Below are 18,408 nucleotides of genomic sequence, written 5' to 3' on the forward strand. Positions count from 1 at the left end.
CCAGATTCTTATTTTGCGTGGATAATGCGCACAGACGCGGTCTGCACGCACTCCTCCACCAGCGACTCCACATCCAGCAGCTGCTCCGCACGAACCAGCGCGTCCAGCTGTGGGCGGGTACGCGGATGCTTCGGTGTAAAGACCGTGCAGCAGTCCTCGTACGGCTCAATAGAAATGTCAAACGTACCGATTTTCCGCGCAGTGTCTACAATGTCGATTTTATCAGAACCGATGAGCGGACGGAAAACCGGCATGGAAACGCACGCATCCGTGCAACAGATGGCCTGCAGCGTCTGGCTGGCAACCTGCCCCAAACTTTCGCCGGTAATCAGCGCAAGGCACGCCTCTTTCTGCGCAATCCGCTCGGAAACACGCATCATAAAGCGGCGCATCAGCAGGGTGAACAGGTCTTCCGGGCATTTGTCCCGGATTTCTTCCTGTACGTGCGCAAACTGTACCGTAAACATCGGAATGCGTCCCGCATAGGCTGCCACCTGTGTCAGCAGGTCAACCACCTTCTGCTCCGCGCGGTCACTGGTATACGGCGGGCTTGCAAAATGCACCGCGGTCAGTTCCAGTCCGCGCCGCGCCATCTGCCAGGACGCCACCGGACTGTCAATGCCGCCGCTGATAAGCACAGCTGCCTTGCCGCCGGTGCCCACCGGAATACCGCCCGCGCCACGCACCGGATTGCTGTGGATGTAAGCGCCAAAATCGCGCACCTCTACATACACGGTAATGTCCGGCTCATGCACATCCACCGAAAGGTTCGGGAACTGCTCTAACAGATACCCGCCCATCTCGGCACAAATGGCGGGAGAATTCATCGGAAAGCGTTTGTCTGAGCGCTTCGCTTCCACTTTAAAGGTCTTTGCCGCCAACAGGTCGCGCCGCAGGTAGTCTGCCGCAGCAGATTTGATGGCTTCCATATCCTTCGACGCTACACCCGCGCGCGTGTAGGTGGCAATGCCAAACACACGACCGACACGGTCTACCGCTTCATCAAAGTCCACATTTCCCTGCGGTGTCACCGTAATGGTGGACTGGCGGGAGCGTACGTCAAACGAACCGAGCGGCTCCAGCTTGCGGCGCAGGTTGCGCAGAAGCTGATCTTCAAACACACGGCGGTTCAGCCCCTTGAGAACCAGTTCGCCTAATTTAATTAAAATAATTTCTTTCATGTTCTATATCCCATCTCATTCTGTATTTCGAAAAGCCGCCAAACCGCCGGCGGCTCAGTCCGCTTTCTGCAGCGTACGCAGCCCCTCCTGCAGTACCTGGGCAAATGCCGCACAGTCCTCCTCGGTGTTGTACCGGCAGAAACTGACACGCAGCGCGGTGTCAATCCGCTCGTGCGGAAGTCCCAGCGCTGTAAGTACATGGCTTCTGGCACCCTTGGCGCAGGCTGAGCCGGAGGATACGTAAATGCCGCGCGTTGAAAGGAAATTCAGCATGGTCTGCGCCTTCACCCGCCCTGCCGAAAGGTTCAGCACATAGGGCAGCGCATCATCGCCGCTATTTACCATAACTTCCGGCAGGGCAGCCAGTTTTTCACGCAGGCAACGGTTCAGCCGCGCAATCGCTTGCAGTTCCGCCTCTGTATCCGGCAGCGCCGCGCAGGCCGCGCCAAACCCGCAGAGTGCCGGCATGGCCTCGGTGCCCGGGCGCAGGTTCCGCTCCTGCCCACCACCAAAGGTGCGGGCAGCAATGTGCACGCCCTTGCGCACAAACAGGGCACCAGCGCCCTTGGGACCGTGGATTTTGTGAGAGCTGACCGTCATCAGATCCACCCCGCGTCGGCCGGGACGCAGATTCAGCTTGCCAAACGCCTGCACCGCATCCACGTGCAGCAGGGCGGGCGCCTTGGCGCGGTCAATCGCCGCACGCGCATCGTCAATCGGCAGGATGCTGCCCACTTCGTTGTTAACCGCCATCATACTGACCAGAATCGTGTCCTGATTCACCGCCTCAAACAGCTGCTGTGTCGAAATGTTTCCCGTCTGGTCCGGCTTCAGGTAAACGACCTCAAATCCCTGCTTTTCCAGTTCCTGCATGGGCAGCAGCACGCTTGGGTGCTCCATCGCAGTGGTAACAATGCGGCTGCCGCGTTTGCGGCGCGCCTCTGCCGCGCCGAACACCGCCAGATTGTTGCTTTCCGTACCGCCGGAGGTAAACGTAATCTCCTCCGGTTTGGCGGAAAGCGCCGCTGCTACCTGCGCCCGCGCCGTAGTCAGAGCCTGCTGTGCAGCAAAGCCGAGCGCGTGCAGGGACGAAGGGTTTCCGAATGTTTCCGTCATCGCCTTGAGCACCGCGTCCGCCGCTTCCGGGCAGACACGCGTGGTGGAAGAATTGTCCAGATAGATCTGCTGCAAAAAGAAAACCTCACTTTTCCGTTTTTTCCGGATGTGCCCGGTCATACAGCGTCTGCATCAGCATAAAGATATTTTGTGCCGCCTTGCTTTTGTCAAACGCCTCGCAGGCGCGCTGCATGGCGTCCAGCTCCTCCGGATTTTCCAAAAGCCGCGCAATCACCTGCGCCACATCTGTGCATTCGTCCAGCTTCACCGCCATGTGGTGGCTGCGCAGGAATGCGGCGTTGTCCTCTTCCTGTCCGGGAATCGCGTCAAACACGGCAAGCGGCAGGTTGCACGCCAGCGCTTCGCTGACGGTCAGCCCGCCGGGCTTGGTAATCAGCAGATCGCTCGCGTGCATAAAATTTTCCACTTCGTGCGTAAAGTAAATCAGCCTTGTTTTTTTGCCGCTGTCCTGCACCGCGGTTTCAAATTCCTGATACAGCCGCTCATTTTTTCCGGTGATTACAATCACCTGAAAGTCGAGATTAAGCGTGCATAAGTCCTCATAAATATGAATAATATTGGTCACGCCGAAGGAACCGGCCATAAAAAGCACTGTGCGCTTGTGGGGAGCCAGCCCCATTTTTTCGCGCAGAGCAGCCTTGTCCTTCTTTTGAAAGAAAACATCCGTCACCGGAATCCCGTAGGGATAGACGATTTCCGAAGGCACGCCCATCTTTTCCATCTGCGGCACCATGTCTTCATTACTGACCACATATGCGTCCACGTGCGGCGCAATCCACGCCTGGTGCGGGCCGTAGTCGGTCATCAGGCACACAAGTGGCACCCGGTAGCCGCGCTCCTTCATTTCGGAAACCATTTCCGTTGCAAACGGATGCGTACTCAAAATGACGTCGGGATGCTCATTTTGAATGGTTGGCGCCAGCTTGCCGCTTTGCTGATAGTTGATGCGGAACATCATGCCGCGCATGGGAGATTCTTTATTGGTCGCGCGGTACAGCGTACCAAAAGCTTTTGGTACGCGCTTGCACAAAAAGCGGTACCCGTCACAGCAGGTGTGGTTCAGCAGAGGACCAACGCATTTCAGTGCGTCCAGAACCACCACCTGATTGCCGCTGGAATGGGTTTGGATATACGACTCGACCGCGTGCGCCGCACGCATATGACCGCCGCCCGTAGCTGCGGTTAAAATCAGGATTTTCACCCAATCACTCCTTTTCTGCGTGTACTGGCGGCCTGTCCTCCGCCACACACAGTATACCATACCGCCGTCGTTTTTTCTATGCACAATCTGGGAGATTTGTATTGTTTACGCGGGGCACTGCGCCGCCGCGGAAAAAACGAATGCAAAGCTGTAACTTTACTTCCTTGCCCGCAAATTATATAATGGATTTATGGAAACATATTTTGCCGCCAAAGAAAATGCGGCAGAAGCATGGAGGAATCCAAAATGCGTACATCCGAACATCGTTACCCACCATCAAAAAAAGCGAAACCGCGCAAAGGGCTGCTTGCTGTCATCCTGGCCGTTTCCATTGTTGCGGCAGGCAGCGGCATCGGCGCTTTGCTTTTTAATCGTTCTGCGGCAAAGCCGGAAAGCACTGCCTCCAGTCAGTCTGCACAGCCGGTTTTTGGTTCTGTCAAAGTAGAGGGCGTGTCCCTGCAGGGGATGACTCTGGCAAAGGCACGCGCCGCTGTGATTAGCCATGTGGAAAGCAAAGACACTGGCCGCAGCTACACGCTGACTGGCAGCGAAAAGTCCTACACGCTCAGTGGAAAGGATTTGCACATTACTTATAATATCAATGCCACCCTGCAGAAGGCGCTGAACGAAAGCGCAGCGGACCCGACTGACACCAAGGACTATTCGCTGACCCCCGTGGTGGACCAGACCACCCTGAAAACCCGTCTGGAAGAACTGACACAGCCCGTGAATCAAGAGGCGAAGGAACCGACTATCAAATCCTTTGACGGCAGCAGTTTTACCTTTACGGACGGAACGCCGGGTGTTCAGGTTGACTTGACCGCGCTGCTGGCCGATACGGTCAAAGCGGTCACGGCGGCCGACTCCGGTGAAATCGCCATTCCGACCACAGAAACGCCCTGCAAATACACCGCAGCGGATTTAAAAGGAAAAATTCAAAAGCTCGGCAGCTTTACCACCCAGTCGGTCAATACGGAAAACGGCACTTACAATATGAGCCGGGCTTTGAAAACTGTCAACGGTACCGTGGTAGCTCCGGGCGGTGTCTTCTCATTTCTCGGCATTGTCGGCAACGCAGACAAAGACAATGGCTACAAAATGGCCGGCGCTTTGGAAAACGGGGTCGGTGTGCAAGCTTACGGCGGCGGTATCTGCCAGGCCAGCTCCACCATCTACGGTGCCGTGCTGCGCTCCAACGGCGAAATCACCGAGCGCAGCCCGCACTCCAGCCCATCGGTCTATGTGCCCATCGGCCTGGATGCCACGGTGGCTTACCCCTATCTGGACTTTAAGTTCCGCAACCCGACAGACTACCCCATGTACATTCAAAGCGGCGCGGACGGACGCACCATGTACTGCACCGTTTACGGTTATAAAGATGACAGCTGGGATAAAATTGAGGTCAACTCCAAAGAAACCGGCACGGTTGCACCACCGGCAGACGTTGTAAAAGTTGACAAAACCAAGCCGGTTGGCTATCGGGAAGAAACGGTAAAACCTCTATCTGGACACTATGCCACCAGCAGCCGCACCTTTTACAAAAACGGCAGCGTTGTGCGCACCGAAACCCTTTTCAAATCCTATTATCCGCCGCGTGCAGCCGTTTATGTAGTTGGGCCGTCTGCTGCCGCCGCTTCTTCCACGACATCTTCCAAACCGGCCTCGTCCTCCAAACCCACCACTTCCTCCACGTCCTCCACCGCCTCCAGTAAGCCGGCGGCGTGACCTTAGAAACCGACACTGGTGAAGAATTTTCCGGCGCATTTCCTGTAAAGGTCTTGACTTTTTTCGCAAAATCCGTAATATTAAATGTATATGCTTTTTGCTTTTATTTTGTGAAAAAGAAAGGATGGGGAGATGTGTCGGTTCTGATGGAAAATCCGAAAATCAGCATCATTGTGCCGGTTTACAACGTCGGAAAGTATGTTGGGCAGTGTATGCGCACGCTTACACACCAAACAATTTCTGTTCCTTATGAAATTCTGGCCGTAAACGACGGCTCCACCGACAATTCCCTGGAGGTGCTGCATCAGTATGCGGCCGCCAGCAGCCGCATTCGAATCATTGACCAGCCGAACGCCGGTGTTTCCGCAGCGCGCACTGCCGGCATGGAGGCCGCCCGCGGCGAGTACCTCTGCTTTATTGACGGCGACGACTACGTCGCGCCGAATTATCTGGAGCGCCTTTACCGCGCCTGCACGCTGAACGATGCGGACATCGCCTGCTGCTACTACTACTGGCACCTGGTTTCCAACGATATTCTGTTTGAATATCCTTTCCGCTGCCGCGGCATTTACACCACGGAAGAAGCCTTAAATATTCTTTTGCGCGATGTGCTCATACAATCGTTTCTTTGGTGCAAAATGTATCGTAAGGAGCTGTTTACGCGCTCCGGCGTCAAGTTTCCGCATATGTGCTTCGAGGATCTGGCTGTTCTGCACGAGGTCTTTGCCGTGGCAAACCGCGTTGCGGTGATTGACGAACCACTGTACTTTTATAATATGCACTGCGACAGCACCCTGGGAAAAATGAACCCCGGAAAAGTGAACGATTACGTTCGTGCCATCGCCATGGTTCGCGCGGCTCTGGAAAAAAGCGGGCAGTACAGTCACTACCGCGAAAGTTATCATGCGCTAGCCAAAAAGACGCTGAATAACTGCAATTACTTCGTGCTGAAGCTGCACTCTGAATCCAAAACGCTGCGTGGACTTCTGCCTGACCTGCGGCAGGTCAAGCAGGCGATTGACTGCTGCTGCGCAGAACCTTTCAGCAGCAGCGCTGTGCTGCAGGCACTCCCTTCCATGAGCGGACGTTCGGAGCGGCATAAACGGCTGGCACGGTGACGTGGATTTACACTCGAAAATGACTTTTTCAAAAACAGAAGGCAGCTGCCGCCGAGCGGTTCTCCGCAGGCTGCAGCGCCTTTTTCTTTTACGCTGAAGGAGGTTTGTTTGATGAAAGAACCGCAAACAAAAAAGCAGGACGACGCTGTGCCATGCGACGGTTTTTTTCGTACCGCCGCCGCCACTCCATGCATCCGGGTGGCAGACTGCAAAACGAACGGACAGGCCGTACTGAAACAAATGCGCGCCTGTGCCGCGCAGAATGTGGGTGCGGTCGTTTTTCCGGAGTTGTGCCTGACCGGCTACACCTGCGGCGACCTGTTCCATGACCGCACCCTGCTGCAGGCAGCGGAAGATGCGCTGAAAAGCATCCTCGCTCAAACTGCGGACCTGCCACTGGTGGCTGTCATTGGCGTTCCGGTGCCGCACGGTGCCGCCCTGTACAACTGCGCGGCGGTCTGCTGTGCGGGAACCCTTTTGGGGCTGACTGCAAAACGTTTCCTGCCGAATTACAGCGAGTTTTATGAACGCCGTTGGTTCACACCCGCACCAGCCCAACCGCTGACCGTACAATTTGCGGGGCAGACTGCGCTGCTGGGCAGCGGCATTCTGTACGCCTGTGCGGAGCGTCCCGACCTGAAAATCGGTGTGGAAATCTGCGAAGACCTGTGGGTACCTGCGCCGCCCAGCACAGAACTGGCGCAGACGGGCGCAACGCTGCTGTTAAATCCCTCCGCCAGCGATGAAATCATCGGCAAAGCAGAGTACCGGCAGGAACTGGTTCGCACGCAAAGTGCCCGCCTGTTCTGCACCTATGTATACGCAGACGCCGGTGAAGGAGAGTCAACCACCGACCTGGTTTTTGCCGGACACGACCTGATTGCGGAAAATGGCACCGTGCTCGCCGCGTCTCAATTATTTGAAACCGGCATTCTGACCGCCGACACCGACTTGGAGCGCCTGCTGCAGGAGCGCCGACGGGCTTCCTCCTGGATGGACAGCAGCACGCCGGCGCCCACTGTTCCCTTTTCCTACTCCTATGCGTTTGACCGCAGCCGCCTGCAGCGGCGGTTTGCACGCACGCCTTTCGTGCCACAGGACACAGCAGACCTCGCGGAGCGCTGCGAACGCATCCTGTCCCTGCAGGCAAACGGTTTGAAAACCCGCCTGAAGCACACCGGCATTCACGCGGCAGTGCTCGGCATTTCCGGCGGACTGGACTCCACGCTTGCCCTGCTGGTAACCGCGCGCGCTTTTGACCTGCTTGGTTTGCCGCGAAGCGGCATTACCGCCGTTTCCATGCCCGGCTTCGGCACCACCGGCAGAACCAAAAACAATGCGGAGGGGCTTTCCCGCGCATTGGGCGTAACCTTCCGCGAAATTTCCATCAGCGCCGCAGTGCACCAGCATTTTGCAGATATCGGTCACGACGAGGCAGTGCAGGACGTCACCTACGAAAACAGCCAGGCGCGCGAGCGCACACAGATTCTTATGGACATCGCCAACCAGCAAGCCGGTCTGGTAATCGGCACAGGCGACCTTTCGGAACTGGCACTTGGCTGGGCAACCTACAACGGCGACCACATGAGTATGTACGGTGTCAACGCCTCCATTCCGAAAACCCTGGTGCGGCACTTGGTGCGATACGCCGCGCAGTCCTTCGGCGGAGAGATTGGCCGCATCCTGCTGGATGTGCTGGACACACCCGTCAGCCCTGAATTGCTGCCCCCAAAAGACGGGGAAATCGCACAGAAAACCGAAGAAGTGGTCGGTCCCTACGAACTGCACGACTATTTCCTGTACTATGTTCTGCGCTTCGGATTTTCTCCGTCCAAAATTTTCCGTATGGCACAGGACACGTTCGCCGGCATTTATCCGTCTGCAGAACTTTACCACTGGCTGAAAAATTTTTATCATCGCTTTTTCCGCCAGCAGTTCAAGCGCAGCTGCCTGCCCGACAGCCCAAAAGTCGGCAGCGTCACGCTTTCTCCGCGTGGCGACTGGCGGATGCCCAGCGATGCCAGTGCAAGGCTTTGGATGGATGAGTTGGAGGCGCTGCAGGTTTCAAACAAAGCATTTCGGTAATATATTTACTTTTTAAGTATAATTCCTTGATTTTTTGAGATTTTAATGTTATACTTGTGGAATTAGAGGAAATTCCCTCTTCTTGTTCATCGGTCTTGGATGGGAGGACGTGCGCAGAATGATAACCTACAAAAACATCATGGAAAACATGGTCGAGGAAATGTATGAAAAAATGAAGGACAGTCTGGGCTGCTGCCAGTGCGAACGCTGCCATAACGACATCGTTGCTTATGCGCTGAATCGCCTGCCGCCCCACTACGTTGTCAGCCGATCCGGCGCGCTGTATGCCAAAACCTTTACGATGGAGAAACAGCACGAAATGGATATTGCCACCGAGATTGCAAAGGGCGCCATGCTGGTTCGCAGCAATCCGCGCCACGACGAAGAACGCTCCTGTCCTGCATAACAAAACCCCCTTTGGAAAAGCTACTTCCAAAGGGGGTTTTGTTATGCAGCTATCACAGCAGCAGTATCAAACCATGTATGAAAAAACTTCGCCAAACAGCAATCTGTTTGTCGACTGTCTTTGGGCTTTCTGCGTTGGCGGTGCCATCTGCGCGCTGGGGCAGGTGCTGTGCAATCTGTACCTGCTGCTTGTAAAGGACCTGCTGGTGGCCCGCACCTGGGTTTCTGTCACACTGGTGGGACTTGCCGCCCTGCTGACCGCCTGCAAGGTGTACGATAACCTGGCCAAACACGCCGGTGCCGGCACCATTGTGCCCATCACCGGATTTGCAAACAGCATTGTTTCTCCTGCCATGGAGTTTAAAAGCGAGGGGCTGGTGCTCGGCGTCGGCGCGAAAATGTTCACTGTGGCCGGGCCGGTGCTGGTTTACGGCACCACCGCCAGCGTAATTTACGGATTGATTCTGTACCTTTTCCATCTCTACTGAAAGCGCAGCGAAAGGAGCTGATGAACTATGCAGCGCATAGGAAGCTACACGCTGCAGCTTGACCCGCCCGCCTATGTTCTCGGCAGTGGTTCCTTTGCCGGCAAAAAGGAAGGTGAAGGCCCGCTGAAAGCGTACTTTGATGCCACCCACGATGACACCACACTGGGTGAGGACAGCTGGGAAAAAGCGGAAAGCAAGCTGCAAACAGAGGCGGTGAAAACCGCCATTCAAAAAGCACATCTGAAATCAGCCGACATCCAGTACATTTTTGCCGGCGACCTGCTCAACCAATGCATTTCCTCCACTTACGGTCTGCGCGGTCTGGGCATTCCGTTTTTGGGGCAGTACGGCGCCTGTTCCACCATGGCGCAGGGGCTTGGCATGGCCTCTGTTTTCGTCAGCAGCGGTGCAGCGGAAAATGCGGTTGCCGTGACCAGCAGCCACTTTTGCTCTGCGGAGCGGCAGTTCCGCTTTCCGCTGGAATATGGTGGGCAGAGAACCCCAACAGCGCAGTGGACCGCCACCGCCGCGGGCGCAGCGGTGCTGGGACACCGCCCAAGCGCCATTTCCGTGCGGGAAGTCACGTTTGGCCGCATGACCGACCTTGGCGTTTCCGACGCCAACAACATGGGCGCCGCCATGGCGCCTGCCGCCGTGCGGACTTTAACCGATTACTTTACCGACACCGGCACCAAGCCGCAGGATTTTGATTTGGTTTTGACCGGCGACCTGGGTTATGTCGGCAGCAGCCTGCTGCGCGAAATCATGCGGAAAGCGGGCTGGAATCTGGAAACAAACCATAACGACTGCGGCCTGATGCTTTACGACCGCAAAAAGCAGGATGTCCACGCGGGCGGCTCCGGCTGCGGCTGCAGCGGTTCGGTAGTCTGCGGTTATGTGTTTAAGCAGATGGAGGCAGGCGCCCTCAACGATGTGCTGTTTGCCGCCACAGGTGCGCTGATGTCTCCCACAGCGCTACAGCAGGGTGAAAGCATCGTCGGCATTGCACACGCGATTCACCTGCACCGCGAAACCTGAATTTTGCCAAACACCGCGTCAGTCATTGGCAATAAACGTTTCCAACGGCGAAGCGTCAATGTCCGTATGTGTGCGCAGATTCACATACAACTGGCTTGCAATCATCGCAGCACCGCCCGCAATGTTGCTTTCCATGTTTAATGGCAGAATTGGGTCATGCACGCTCAGGCGCAGCAGTGCCCAGCCATCGCCCGCGCGCTCATCAAAGGAAATGCGCACGCCCTCACAGTTGTCCGGCACCAAGTGCCAGTGCGGCTGATGGGCTGCGCAGTTGCGCAGGCTTTCCAGCACTGCTTCACCTGCCGTGCGAAAATCTTCCGCCAAAATCGGCAGGCGCACTTCTGCGGCTTCTTCCGGCTCCGGCAGGGCAGCAAACAGGTCTTCCAGTGCTTTGCCCTGCCGCCGCAGGACGGCGGTCTTGATAATGATTTTGGTGACCAGATACGCACCATCGTCCAAAAAATAGTTTTCGCGCATGGCGGCGTGGCCGCTGGTTTCAATGGCAAGCGGACAGTCCACCCCGGCTTTATTCAGCCGCAGCGCCTCATCAATGACGTTTTTGTATCCGCGCTTAAACCGGCGCTGTTTTCCGCCGAGAACGTCTTCAATATAAGTTTTCAGCCCGTCACTGGTCACGGAATCGGTCACGACGGTTCCGCCGGGCGCATTTTCCAGGGCAATCGCGCTTGCAAGCGCGACTAAACGGTTGCGATTAATCTCCCTGCCACGGTGGTCCACCGCACCGCCGCGGTCTACATCTGTATCAAAAATCACGCCAAGATCCGCATGGCTTTGCATAACTGCCGCACAGACGGATTTCATAGCTTCTTCATTTTCCGGATTTGGAATGTGGTTTGGAAACATACCATCCGGCTCCAGAAACTGGCTGCCGGTAACATCCGCGCCCAGCGGCTCCAGAACATCCTTCGCGTAAAAACCGCCCGCGCCGTTTCCGGCATCCACCACAATGTGGAAACCGGTCAGCGGATGCGCATAATCCGCTGCCTTGACCCCGTCCTGAATCATTTTGCGCAGACGTGCACTGTACTGTGCCATGTAGTCCACCGTTTCGCTGGTTCCCTGCAGGGCGGGCGGTGTGTCTCCATTCTGTGCGTGCTCCAGAATCTGTTCAATTTCGCTGCCCTCCAGACCGCCTTCACGCGTGAAAAACTTTAACCCATTGCGGAAAAACGGATGGTGGCTCGCCGTAATCTGCACAGCGCCGGTACAGCCCAGATCAACGGTCGTCATAAACATACTGGGCGTAGAAGCAAGCCCGCAGCGAAGCACGCGGCAGCCCGCGCCGGTCAGCGCGCGCAGCACCGCTGCTTCTATGCGTGCGGCGGAAATCCGGGAATCATGCCCCACCGAAACCGTCTGGTTCTGCGGTGCGGTGCCGGTCTTGGCGGCAAGCCAGAGCACAAACCCCGCGGTCATCTTTTCAATCGTTTCATCAGTCAAATCAATCGGCTGGCCGTCCGGCGCGCCTGCGCTGGCAACGCCGCGAATATCCGTTCCGCTTTTAAAATGTTTCCAGTCTGCATTCAGCATATGATCATTCCTCCCTGAGTTCCGCAGGTACGCGGATTTTTTCTATTATACCGCAGCGCGGTCGATTTGTAAAACCAAGTGCTTAGGCGGAATGCACAAAACAAATAAAAATATTTTATTAAAATAAGCATTTTTATAGGAATAGTCGAAATTTGGCGTCTGTTTTGCCGGAATATTGGTTGACAAAAAGGAAACGCCTGTTATAATAAAACTAGTCATACTTGCAAAGAATTCTTTCGAAGATTTCTGAACACATGAAGGGGGATGCGGATATGGCAGATTCTTTACTGGAACTACATGATGTGAATGTCCCAAAGTTTTTAGAACTGCTTGACCGGTGCCAAGGCAATGTTTATCTGGTATCTGATGAAGGCGACAAACTGAACTTGAAAAGCAAGCTGTGCCAGCTTGTCGGGCTGACCAGCCTGATTGAAGGCGGAAAAATTGCTTCCTGCTACATTTCCTGCGACAATCCGGAGGATGAGTCCATGCTTTTCCGCTTTAATTTGTTTGGCAGCAAAGGCGACGACAACACAAAATAATTGGCTGAACAAATGAGACCGCCCCAAACGGGCGGTCTTTTTTTGACAAGGAGGACTTATGAAAAAAATTTTACGTTTGCTTGCGGCGGTGCTTGCGCCAGTACTTCTGCTCAGCGGCTGCCAGCTGCCGGAGGATGCCGCCGCCCTAAATCCGCGCACAAACAGCAGCACCGCATCCGAAGCCACAGCGTCCGCTGCGGCTCTGCAGAAAAAAGCGAGCATCTGGTACTTCGATGTGGGGCAGGGTGACAGCGAGCTTTTGCAGCTGCCGGACGGCAAAACCGTTCTGATTGATTCCGGCACTTCTGAAAGCGCCAAAGGGTTGGTTAAGCTTCTCAAGGGGCTGAACATTTCCAAGCTAGACATTGTGATTGCCACCCACCCGCACGCGGACCACATCGGCGGTATGCTGCAGGTTTTGCGAAACTTTGAAATCGGACAGTACGTGATGCCGCGCGTTGCTGACGACGACGTGCCCACCACCAAACTGTACACCAACCTGCTCAAAGAAATGAAGAAGAAAAAAATCACTGCAACCCAGGCAAAGGCAGGTCTGACGCTGCTGAACGAATCCGGATGCAGCATCACGCTTCTGGCACCGAAAAAGGCCCAGTACACCAAACTCAACAACTACTCCGCTGTGGCAATGGTCACCATCGGGGCGAAAAAATTTCTGTTTACCGGCGATGCCGAAAAAGAAAGTGAGCAGGAAATGGTAAAAAGCGGCGTCAGCCTGCACGCGGATGTCCTCAAATGCGGTCACCACGGCAGCAAGACCAGCACGACGACCGCTTTTCTAAAAGCTGTTTCCCCAACTGCGGCAGTCATTTCCTGCGGACGCGGCAACGACTATGGATTCCCGGCACCGCAGACGCTTTCACACTTGAAAAGCGCCGGTGTAAAAATTTACCGCACAGACGAACAAAAGACCATTTGCGCGCAGACAGACGGCAAGACCATCTCCTTTGAAACCGGGCTTGCCAGTGCGACCCACACGTAAACTTTTCACAATCTGCTCTCTGAATAATATTCCGGCCGGATTCTTTTAAAAAGCAAGTTACAACAGAAAAAGTCGAATTCTGCGCAGCACATTCTTGTAGTATATTTTTAGAAACCGATTTCACATAGTGGATGGTTTCCCCTTTAAGCAGCAAGCGGGCAGCTTTGTTTTTCCCGCACAGGTTCGTCCCGTCAGCGCTCCTGCGCCTGCGTGCAGGAATCGCGAATGACCAACGTCGGCGTAACCAGCTGTTCCTTGGGGATTTTTTGGTTCTGAATCGCTTTGACCGCAATCTCAATCAACCGCTGCCCAAACGCCGCATAATTGTAGTCCACACTGGTCAACTTGGGGGTGGAGATCTCAGACAAAAACGTGTTGTCAAAGCTGATAATTGAAATATCGCGGGGCACCTGCACGCCTTTTTCCGCAGCGGCTTTCAGCGCACCTACCGCGGTAAAATCATTCACCGCGATGACCGCCGTAGGCGGCTTTTTTAGCTCCAACAGTTCCAACATACAGCGGTATCCCGCCTTTTCTGAGTAGTCCCCCTCCTGCAGATACGCTTCATGAAATGTCAGCTCATATTTGCCCATCAGGTAAATATACTGCTGCCATTTGTCATAGGTGGACTGAATCTTCTTTTGTCCGCCAAGCAAGGCGATCCGGCGGTGTCCCAGCGAAGTCAGATATTCAAAAATCATACGCATACTGGCAACGTCGTCAATGTTCAGCCGGTAGCAGTCTGTTCCGTCCAGTTTTCCTGTTGTGATAAACGGGATTGTTCGGCTGATTCGGTTCACATGTGCGGCATAAGCGGAGTCCGAAACCAGATCATCGGCACGACAGCCAATCTGAATGACCGCATCCACCCGCTGCTCATACATTTTCTCCAGGTTGCTGTCCTCCAAGCGGTTGTCACTCAAGGCGTTGCACAGCATCACGGTGTAGCCCTGCTGGTTCGCCGCCTCCTCGCAGGCAACAGACAGCGCCGCATAGTACGGATTGCGAATGTCTGCCACCAACAGCCCCAGAATTTTTGTCTTTGTATCGCTCAGGCTTCTGGCCATCGCATTCGGACGGAATTTATACTTGCGAATCAGCCCTTCCACCGCTTCGCGCTTTGCCGGACTGACGGCCGCGTTCTTTGTCAGCACGCGGGAAACCGTGGCGGGCGACACACCCGCTTCCTGTGCAATATCGTAAATAGTGATTTCTTTTTTATCCATCCGAATCCCCCTCGCCTGTGCCGTTCGCCGCTTTATGATGAAATGGGTTTCAGGTGCAATCCCATTCGCTCCCGGATTATTTGCTTTTATGATACGCGAAATTTTGTAGGAGCGCAAGAGCCTTTTCTCCGGTTCCGCATCTTCCGTGTTTCTGCGCTTTCTAAGAAATACGGCAAAAAGCAGAGCTTTGACCTTCCCGCAAGACGGCCGAAGCTCTGCTTTTTCACTGTACAGCCGCACTCAATCATGGCGGTTATCATTCAAAAATTTATCCCAGTCGAAGTTATCCCCGCGCAGGGACTTGTGCGACGCGGCAGACTGCGCCGGCTTCTGCACCGGATGTTCCGGCTGCGGTGCAGTGGCCTGACGCGGCACCACCGGTCGGGCTGGTCGGGAAGCCGGCGTGCGTTCCGCAGGCGTCTGTGCCGCTGTGGGGCGTCCACGCAGGTTGCGCGGAACAGCGTTAGAAGTCAGCGGCGGCTGGCGGCGGCGGGACTGCACCCGTGCCGCCTGCGACTGCCGCGCTCTCTGCGCTGCCTCGTCCGGAGCCAGCTCCGGCAGTGTCAGCGTTTCCGCATCCGGCTTTGCCGGTTTATAAACAGGCGGTGCGGTGCGTGTTGCCGGTTTCGGAACAATCGGCGGTTTCGTACGCTCCACAAATTCCTCGTATTCTTCGCGGTGCTGAATCCCATCGCTGCTGGAGTTGATATCGGTAAATGTATCAATGGTATCGTCCTGCATTACCTCCGGCATCCGGTGGGGAATGACCGTCGCCGTCGCAGCATGTGCCGCAGGATTGCCGCCTGTCTGCCCGCGGCTGTCCGAGGCCATACGATCCAGTTCGGTGGTGGTATATGCAAAACCTTCACCGTCCTCAAATGTATCATCATCGCGCGGGCTGGCACCGCCGCCGCGGTGCTTGCGCGAGAAAAACTGCAGATAAATAAATGCGCCAATGCCGCACACAGCAGCGGCAATTAAGCCCACGCCAATTAAAAACAAAGAAGACGTGCCGCCGCTTTTTCCGCTTGTCAGGGTACCGGCGCCGCCGGTCGCCATGCTCACGGTCGTCGAGGAAACCACAGAAGCCGTACTGGACACACCGGAAAGCAAGTCGTCCCAGTTTTCCGAATTGGCATTGGGAGAGGCACTGGCAACGGCCTCTGCATTCTGATTGATATGACTTTCGTAAGTATTCGGGCGCTCCGCAATGGAGGCTTTGCCGCTGCTGACCACATCGTCAGGATCAACATATTCCTTTTTGCTGCTGGTACGGGAAGCCGGCCGATTTTCACTGCGGGAAGCTTCGCGCGACACGGTTTTTTCTGACTCCGCCCGCTCCGAATGCGTTGATTCCTCCGCAGTGGATTCTTCCCGCGAAGTCGGTGCTTCCTCTGACTGCGTCGGCGCTTCAGACTGAATTTCCTCCTTAGACGGCGTGTCAGTTTCACTTGCCGGCGCGGATGCCGGTGTATCCGAAGCCGCCGGTGTTGCGGTGATGGCTCCGCCGCCGCTTTCCGCCCATGAAGTCAGGCTGATTGACGCAACTGTAAAAACGCATATGAAGAGCAAAAGCAGCGCACGAACTGTCTTTTTTTTCACTATATTGTACCTCCAGTACAAAGCGGGGGACGGCAGCGCCCGCATGGTATGTCTTCCACTTTTCAGTGTTTCTTATTTTAACACAAACCGGGGCGCAAATACAAGCGTTATCGTGTGACGCAGTTCGCTTATAAACCTTTGTTTTCTGCCGTACGGCAGGGGTTCTTCCGCTTTTTCCCCGTCGAAGCGCCAAAAGCGCGGATTTCCCGCATTTACAGACACTGCTCCGCCTCATGGTTTTCCTGCAGAATATCCCGCGCCAGCAGTTCCAGATCGCGGTATGTTTCCAGCGCGCCGGCCCTTCTGCGGAACTCCGCGGCGCCGCGCAGACCATGCAGGTACCAGGAAACGTGCTTGCGCGCCTCCCGCATGGCGCGGTGCTCGCCTTTATATGCTACCATGTCCGCAATATGCTGCAGCATCACGGTCATACGCTGATAAATGCCCGGTTCCGGCACCATTGCCACCTGCTCACGCAGGGCCGCGTTAATTTGTTGAAAAATCCACGGGTTGCCCATGGCGCTGCGGCCGATCATCACCGCATCACACCCGGTCTGCTCCAGCAAATGCGCCGCAGCAGCCGGCCCGGTCACATCACCGTTTCCGATGACCGGCACGCTGACCGCTTCCTTCACCGCGCGGATAACACGCCAATCCACGCCGGGCTTGTACATCTGCGTTTTGGTGCGGGCGTGCACCGCAATCGCGTCTGCGCCAGCCTGCACGCAGGTTTTTGCCACTTCGACCGCATTGATATGGCTGCTGTCCCATCCGGTGCGGATTTTGACCGTTACCGGCACATCCACCGCTTCTTTTACCGCGCGCACAATTTCCCCGCACAGCTGCGGATTCTTCATCAGCGCCGCGCCGCTGCCGGAGGCATTGATTTTCGGTACGGGGCAGCCCATATTGATGTCCAGAATATCCGGGCCGAATGCCAGCGTTCGCTTGGCTGCAAGCGCCATCACGGCAGGCTCGCTGCCGAAAAGCTGAATGCCGCAGGGGTGCTCCCGCGAGCCAATATCCATGAGCGCGGCTGTCTTCTTATCCTCATATTCCAGCGCCTTCGCGCTGACCATTTCCGTAACGCAGTACCCCGCGCCAAAGCGCACGCAAAGTTCGCGGAAAGCGCGGTCTGTCACGCCCGCCATGGGCGCCAGCAGCGCCTGTCCTGTCAGTTCCACTTGTCCGATTTTCAACTTCAGAAAGTCCTTTCCGTACCGGCAGCGCCGGAGCAGTTCGTCCAAACCGCAGAGAAGCGCGCGGCCGGCTTTGTACGTCTATTATACACGCTTTTTTACGCAGACAAAAGTATTCGGTACATTTTCTTTCCGGTAAGGCATTTCCCACCTTTTCCGCGCCGCGGAATCGTGGTATAATAAATGTTTGAAAAAATGAACGGAGGTGCCCCACTTGCAGCAATCAACCTTGCCAACTCCGGATTCGCTTTTTGCGCCGGAAAACTTTTTAAGATATGTACGCCCTTACCTGCAGGAGGAAATGCAGATGGACGACCTGCTGGTCCGCAAAGAAGCCCTGTTACAGGAGGATCTGGACGGATTCAACCTGTACCAGGGGATATTCTCCCGCTGCACATTTACCAACTGCTCCTTTGCAAACGCTACCTTTGTGGACGTGCTGTTTAAAAACTGCGATTTGTCCAACAGTGTGTTTACGGACACTTCCTTTGAGCGGTGCCGGTTTGTCAACTGCCGCTGTGTCGGCGCTGATTTTGACGGTTCTGTGTTCCGCCGGGTCGACGCGGATCAAACGACCTTCCAGTATGCCTGCTTTGACCGCGCCAAAATGACAAACATTGAGTTTACCGGCTGCAACTTCACCGATGCATCTATTGAGGAAACCAAGTTGAAAAACTTCTCTGCTCGGGACTGCCAGTTTGTACACACTTGTTTTTTCAAAACGCCGCTGACCGGCATTGACTTTTCGGAAAACACACTTTCGGCGCTGACCCTGTCTGCGCCGCCGACTGAGCTCAAGGGCTGCACAGTGAACCTGACGCAGGCTGCAGAGCTGGCCACCCTGCTGGGTGTGACCGTCAAGGACGTGAGCGCGGAAAACCACACGAACATCTAACTGGATTTACCGGGA

Annotated in this window: 16 protein-coding genes; 9 read left to right on the plus strand and 7 right to left on the minus strand. The window is 55.5% G+C overall.

Going from position 1 to position 18,408, the window contains the following annotated elements:
- Window positions 1-8: 8 nt before the first annotated feature.
- The 3 genes from thiI to PXC00_RS12720 are packed head-to-tail and all read right to left on the minus strand — an operon-like array spanning window position 9 to window position 3,519.
- A complete protein-coding gene (gene thiI, locus PXC00_RS12710; RefSeq protein WP_275844101.1) occupies window positions 9-1,181 on the minus strand; it encodes a tRNA uracil 4-sulfurtransferase ThiI in 1,173 nt (390 codons plus the stop codon).
- A gap of 54 nt (window positions 1,182-1,235) precedes the next feature.
- Window positions 1,236-2,372, minus strand: a complete 1,137-nt coding sequence (locus PXC00_RS12715; protein ID WP_275844102.1) for a cysteine desulfurase family protein — start codon at window positions 2,370-2,372, stop codon at window positions 1,236-1,238.
- Between the two features lie 10 nt (window positions 2,373-2,382).
- Window positions 2,383-3,519 carry an MGDG synthase family glycosyltransferase gene (locus PXC00_RS12720; RefSeq protein ID WP_275844103.1) on the minus strand — a complete coding sequence of 379 codons (1,137 nt, stop codon included), beginning with the start codon at window positions 3,517-3,519 and terminating at the stop codon, window positions 2,383-2,385.
- A 246-nt stretch (window positions 3,520-3,765) separates the two neighbouring features.
- Here PXC00_RS12720 and PXC00_RS12725 point away from each other — a divergent pair, with 246 nt between their 5' ends.
- From PXC00_RS12725 to spoVAD, 6 genes are all read left to right on the plus strand, one after another.
- A complete protein-coding gene (locus tag PXC00_RS12725; protein ID WP_275844104.1) occupies window positions 3,766-5,244 on the plus strand; it encodes a VanW family protein in 1,479 nt (492 codons plus the stop codon).
- A 134-nt stretch (window positions 5,245-5,378) separates the two neighbouring features.
- On the plus strand, window positions 5,379-6,362 hold the full coding sequence (locus PXC00_RS12730; protein ID WP_275844105.1) for a glycosyltransferase: 984 nt from the start codon (window positions 5,379-5,381) through the stop codon (window positions 6,360-6,362).
- A 111-nt stretch (window positions 6,363-6,473) separates the two neighbouring features.
- Entirely contained in the window at window positions 6,474-8,447 is a 1,974-nt protein-coding gene (locus PXC00_RS12735) for an NAD(+) synthase (protein ID WP_275844106.1), read from the plus strand.
- A 118-nt stretch (window positions 8,448-8,565) separates the two neighbouring features.
- A complete protein-coding gene (locus PXC00_RS12740) occupies window positions 8,566-8,853 on the plus strand; it encodes a late competence development ComFB family protein (protein WP_275844107.1) in 288 nt (95 codons plus the stop codon).
- Window positions 8,854-8,896: 43 nt separating this feature from the next.
- Window positions 8,897-9,340 (plus strand): stage V sporulation protein AC, encoded by a 444-nt coding sequence (gene spoVAC / locus PXC00_RS12745; protein ID WP_275844108.1) that lies wholly within the window; start codon window positions 8,897-8,899, stop codon window positions 9,338-9,340.
- Window positions 9,341-9,367: 27 nt separating this feature from the next.
- A complete protein-coding gene (gene spoVAD, locus PXC00_RS12750) occupies window positions 9,368-10,378 on the plus strand; it encodes a stage V sporulation protein AD (RefSeq protein WP_275844109.1) in 1,011 nt (336 codons plus the stop codon).
- An 18-nt stretch (window positions 10,379-10,396) separates the two neighbouring features.
- Here the strand turns inward: spoVAD and PXC00_RS12755 are convergent, their stop codons facing one another.
- Window positions 10,397-11,929 carry a phosphohexomutase domain-containing protein gene (locus PXC00_RS12755; RefSeq protein ID WP_275844110.1) on the minus strand — a complete coding sequence of 511 codons (1,533 nt, stop codon included), beginning with the start codon at window positions 11,927-11,929 and terminating at the stop codon, window positions 10,397-10,399.
- A gap of 272 nt (window positions 11,930-12,201) precedes the next feature.
- Between PXC00_RS12755 and PXC00_RS12760 the strand changes: the two genes are divergently transcribed.
- Both PXC00_RS12760 and PXC00_RS12765 read left to right on the plus strand, forming a co-directional pair.
- Entirely contained in the window at window positions 12,202-12,471 is a 270-nt protein-coding gene (locus PXC00_RS12760; protein ID WP_275844111.1) for a hypothetical protein, read from the plus strand.
- 58 nt (window positions 12,472-12,529) lie between these two features.
- On the plus strand, window positions 12,530-13,471 hold the full coding sequence (locus tag PXC00_RS12765) for a ComEC/Rec2 family competence protein (protein WP_275844112.1): 942 nt from the start codon (window positions 12,530-12,532) through the stop codon (window positions 13,469-13,471).
- A gap of 191 nt (window positions 13,472-13,662) precedes the next feature.
- On the opposite strand, the gene PXC00_RS12770 is transcribed toward PXC00_RS12765, so the two are convergent.
- From PXC00_RS12770 to dusB, 3 genes are all read right to left on the minus strand, one after another.
- The gene (locus PXC00_RS12770) at window positions 13,663-14,697 is read right to left on the minus strand and encodes a LacI family DNA-binding transcriptional regulator (protein WP_275844113.1); all 1,035 of its coding nucleotides are present in this window, start codon (window positions 14,695-14,697) and stop codon (window positions 13,663-13,665) included.
- Between the two features lie 240 nt (window positions 14,698-14,937).
- On the minus strand, window positions 14,938-16,299 hold the full coding sequence (locus PXC00_RS12775; protein WP_275844114.1) for a hypothetical protein: 1,362 nt from the start codon (window positions 16,297-16,299) through the stop codon (window positions 14,938-14,940).
- A 212-nt stretch (window positions 16,300-16,511) separates the two neighbouring features.
- The gene (gene dusB, locus PXC00_RS12780) at window positions 16,512-17,498 is read right to left on the minus strand and encodes a tRNA dihydrouridine synthase DusB (protein WP_316934996.1); all 987 of its coding nucleotides are present in this window, start codon (window positions 17,496-17,498) and stop codon (window positions 16,512-16,514) included.
- Between the two features lie 214 nt (window positions 17,499-17,712).
- Here dusB and PXC00_RS12785 point away from each other — a divergent pair, with 214 nt between their 5' ends.
- Window positions 17,713-18,393, plus strand: coding sequence for a pentapeptide repeat-containing protein (locus PXC00_RS12785; protein WP_275844116.1), 681 nt, complete (start codon window positions 17,713-17,715; stop codon window positions 18,391-18,393).
- Window positions 18,394-18,408: the final 15 nt, after the last annotated feature.

Source organism: Caproicibacterium argilliputei (assembly GCF_029211325.2).
Taxonomy (GTDB): Bacteria; Bacillota; Clostridia; order Oscillospirales; family Acutalibacteraceae; genus Caproicibacterium; species Caproicibacterium argilliputei.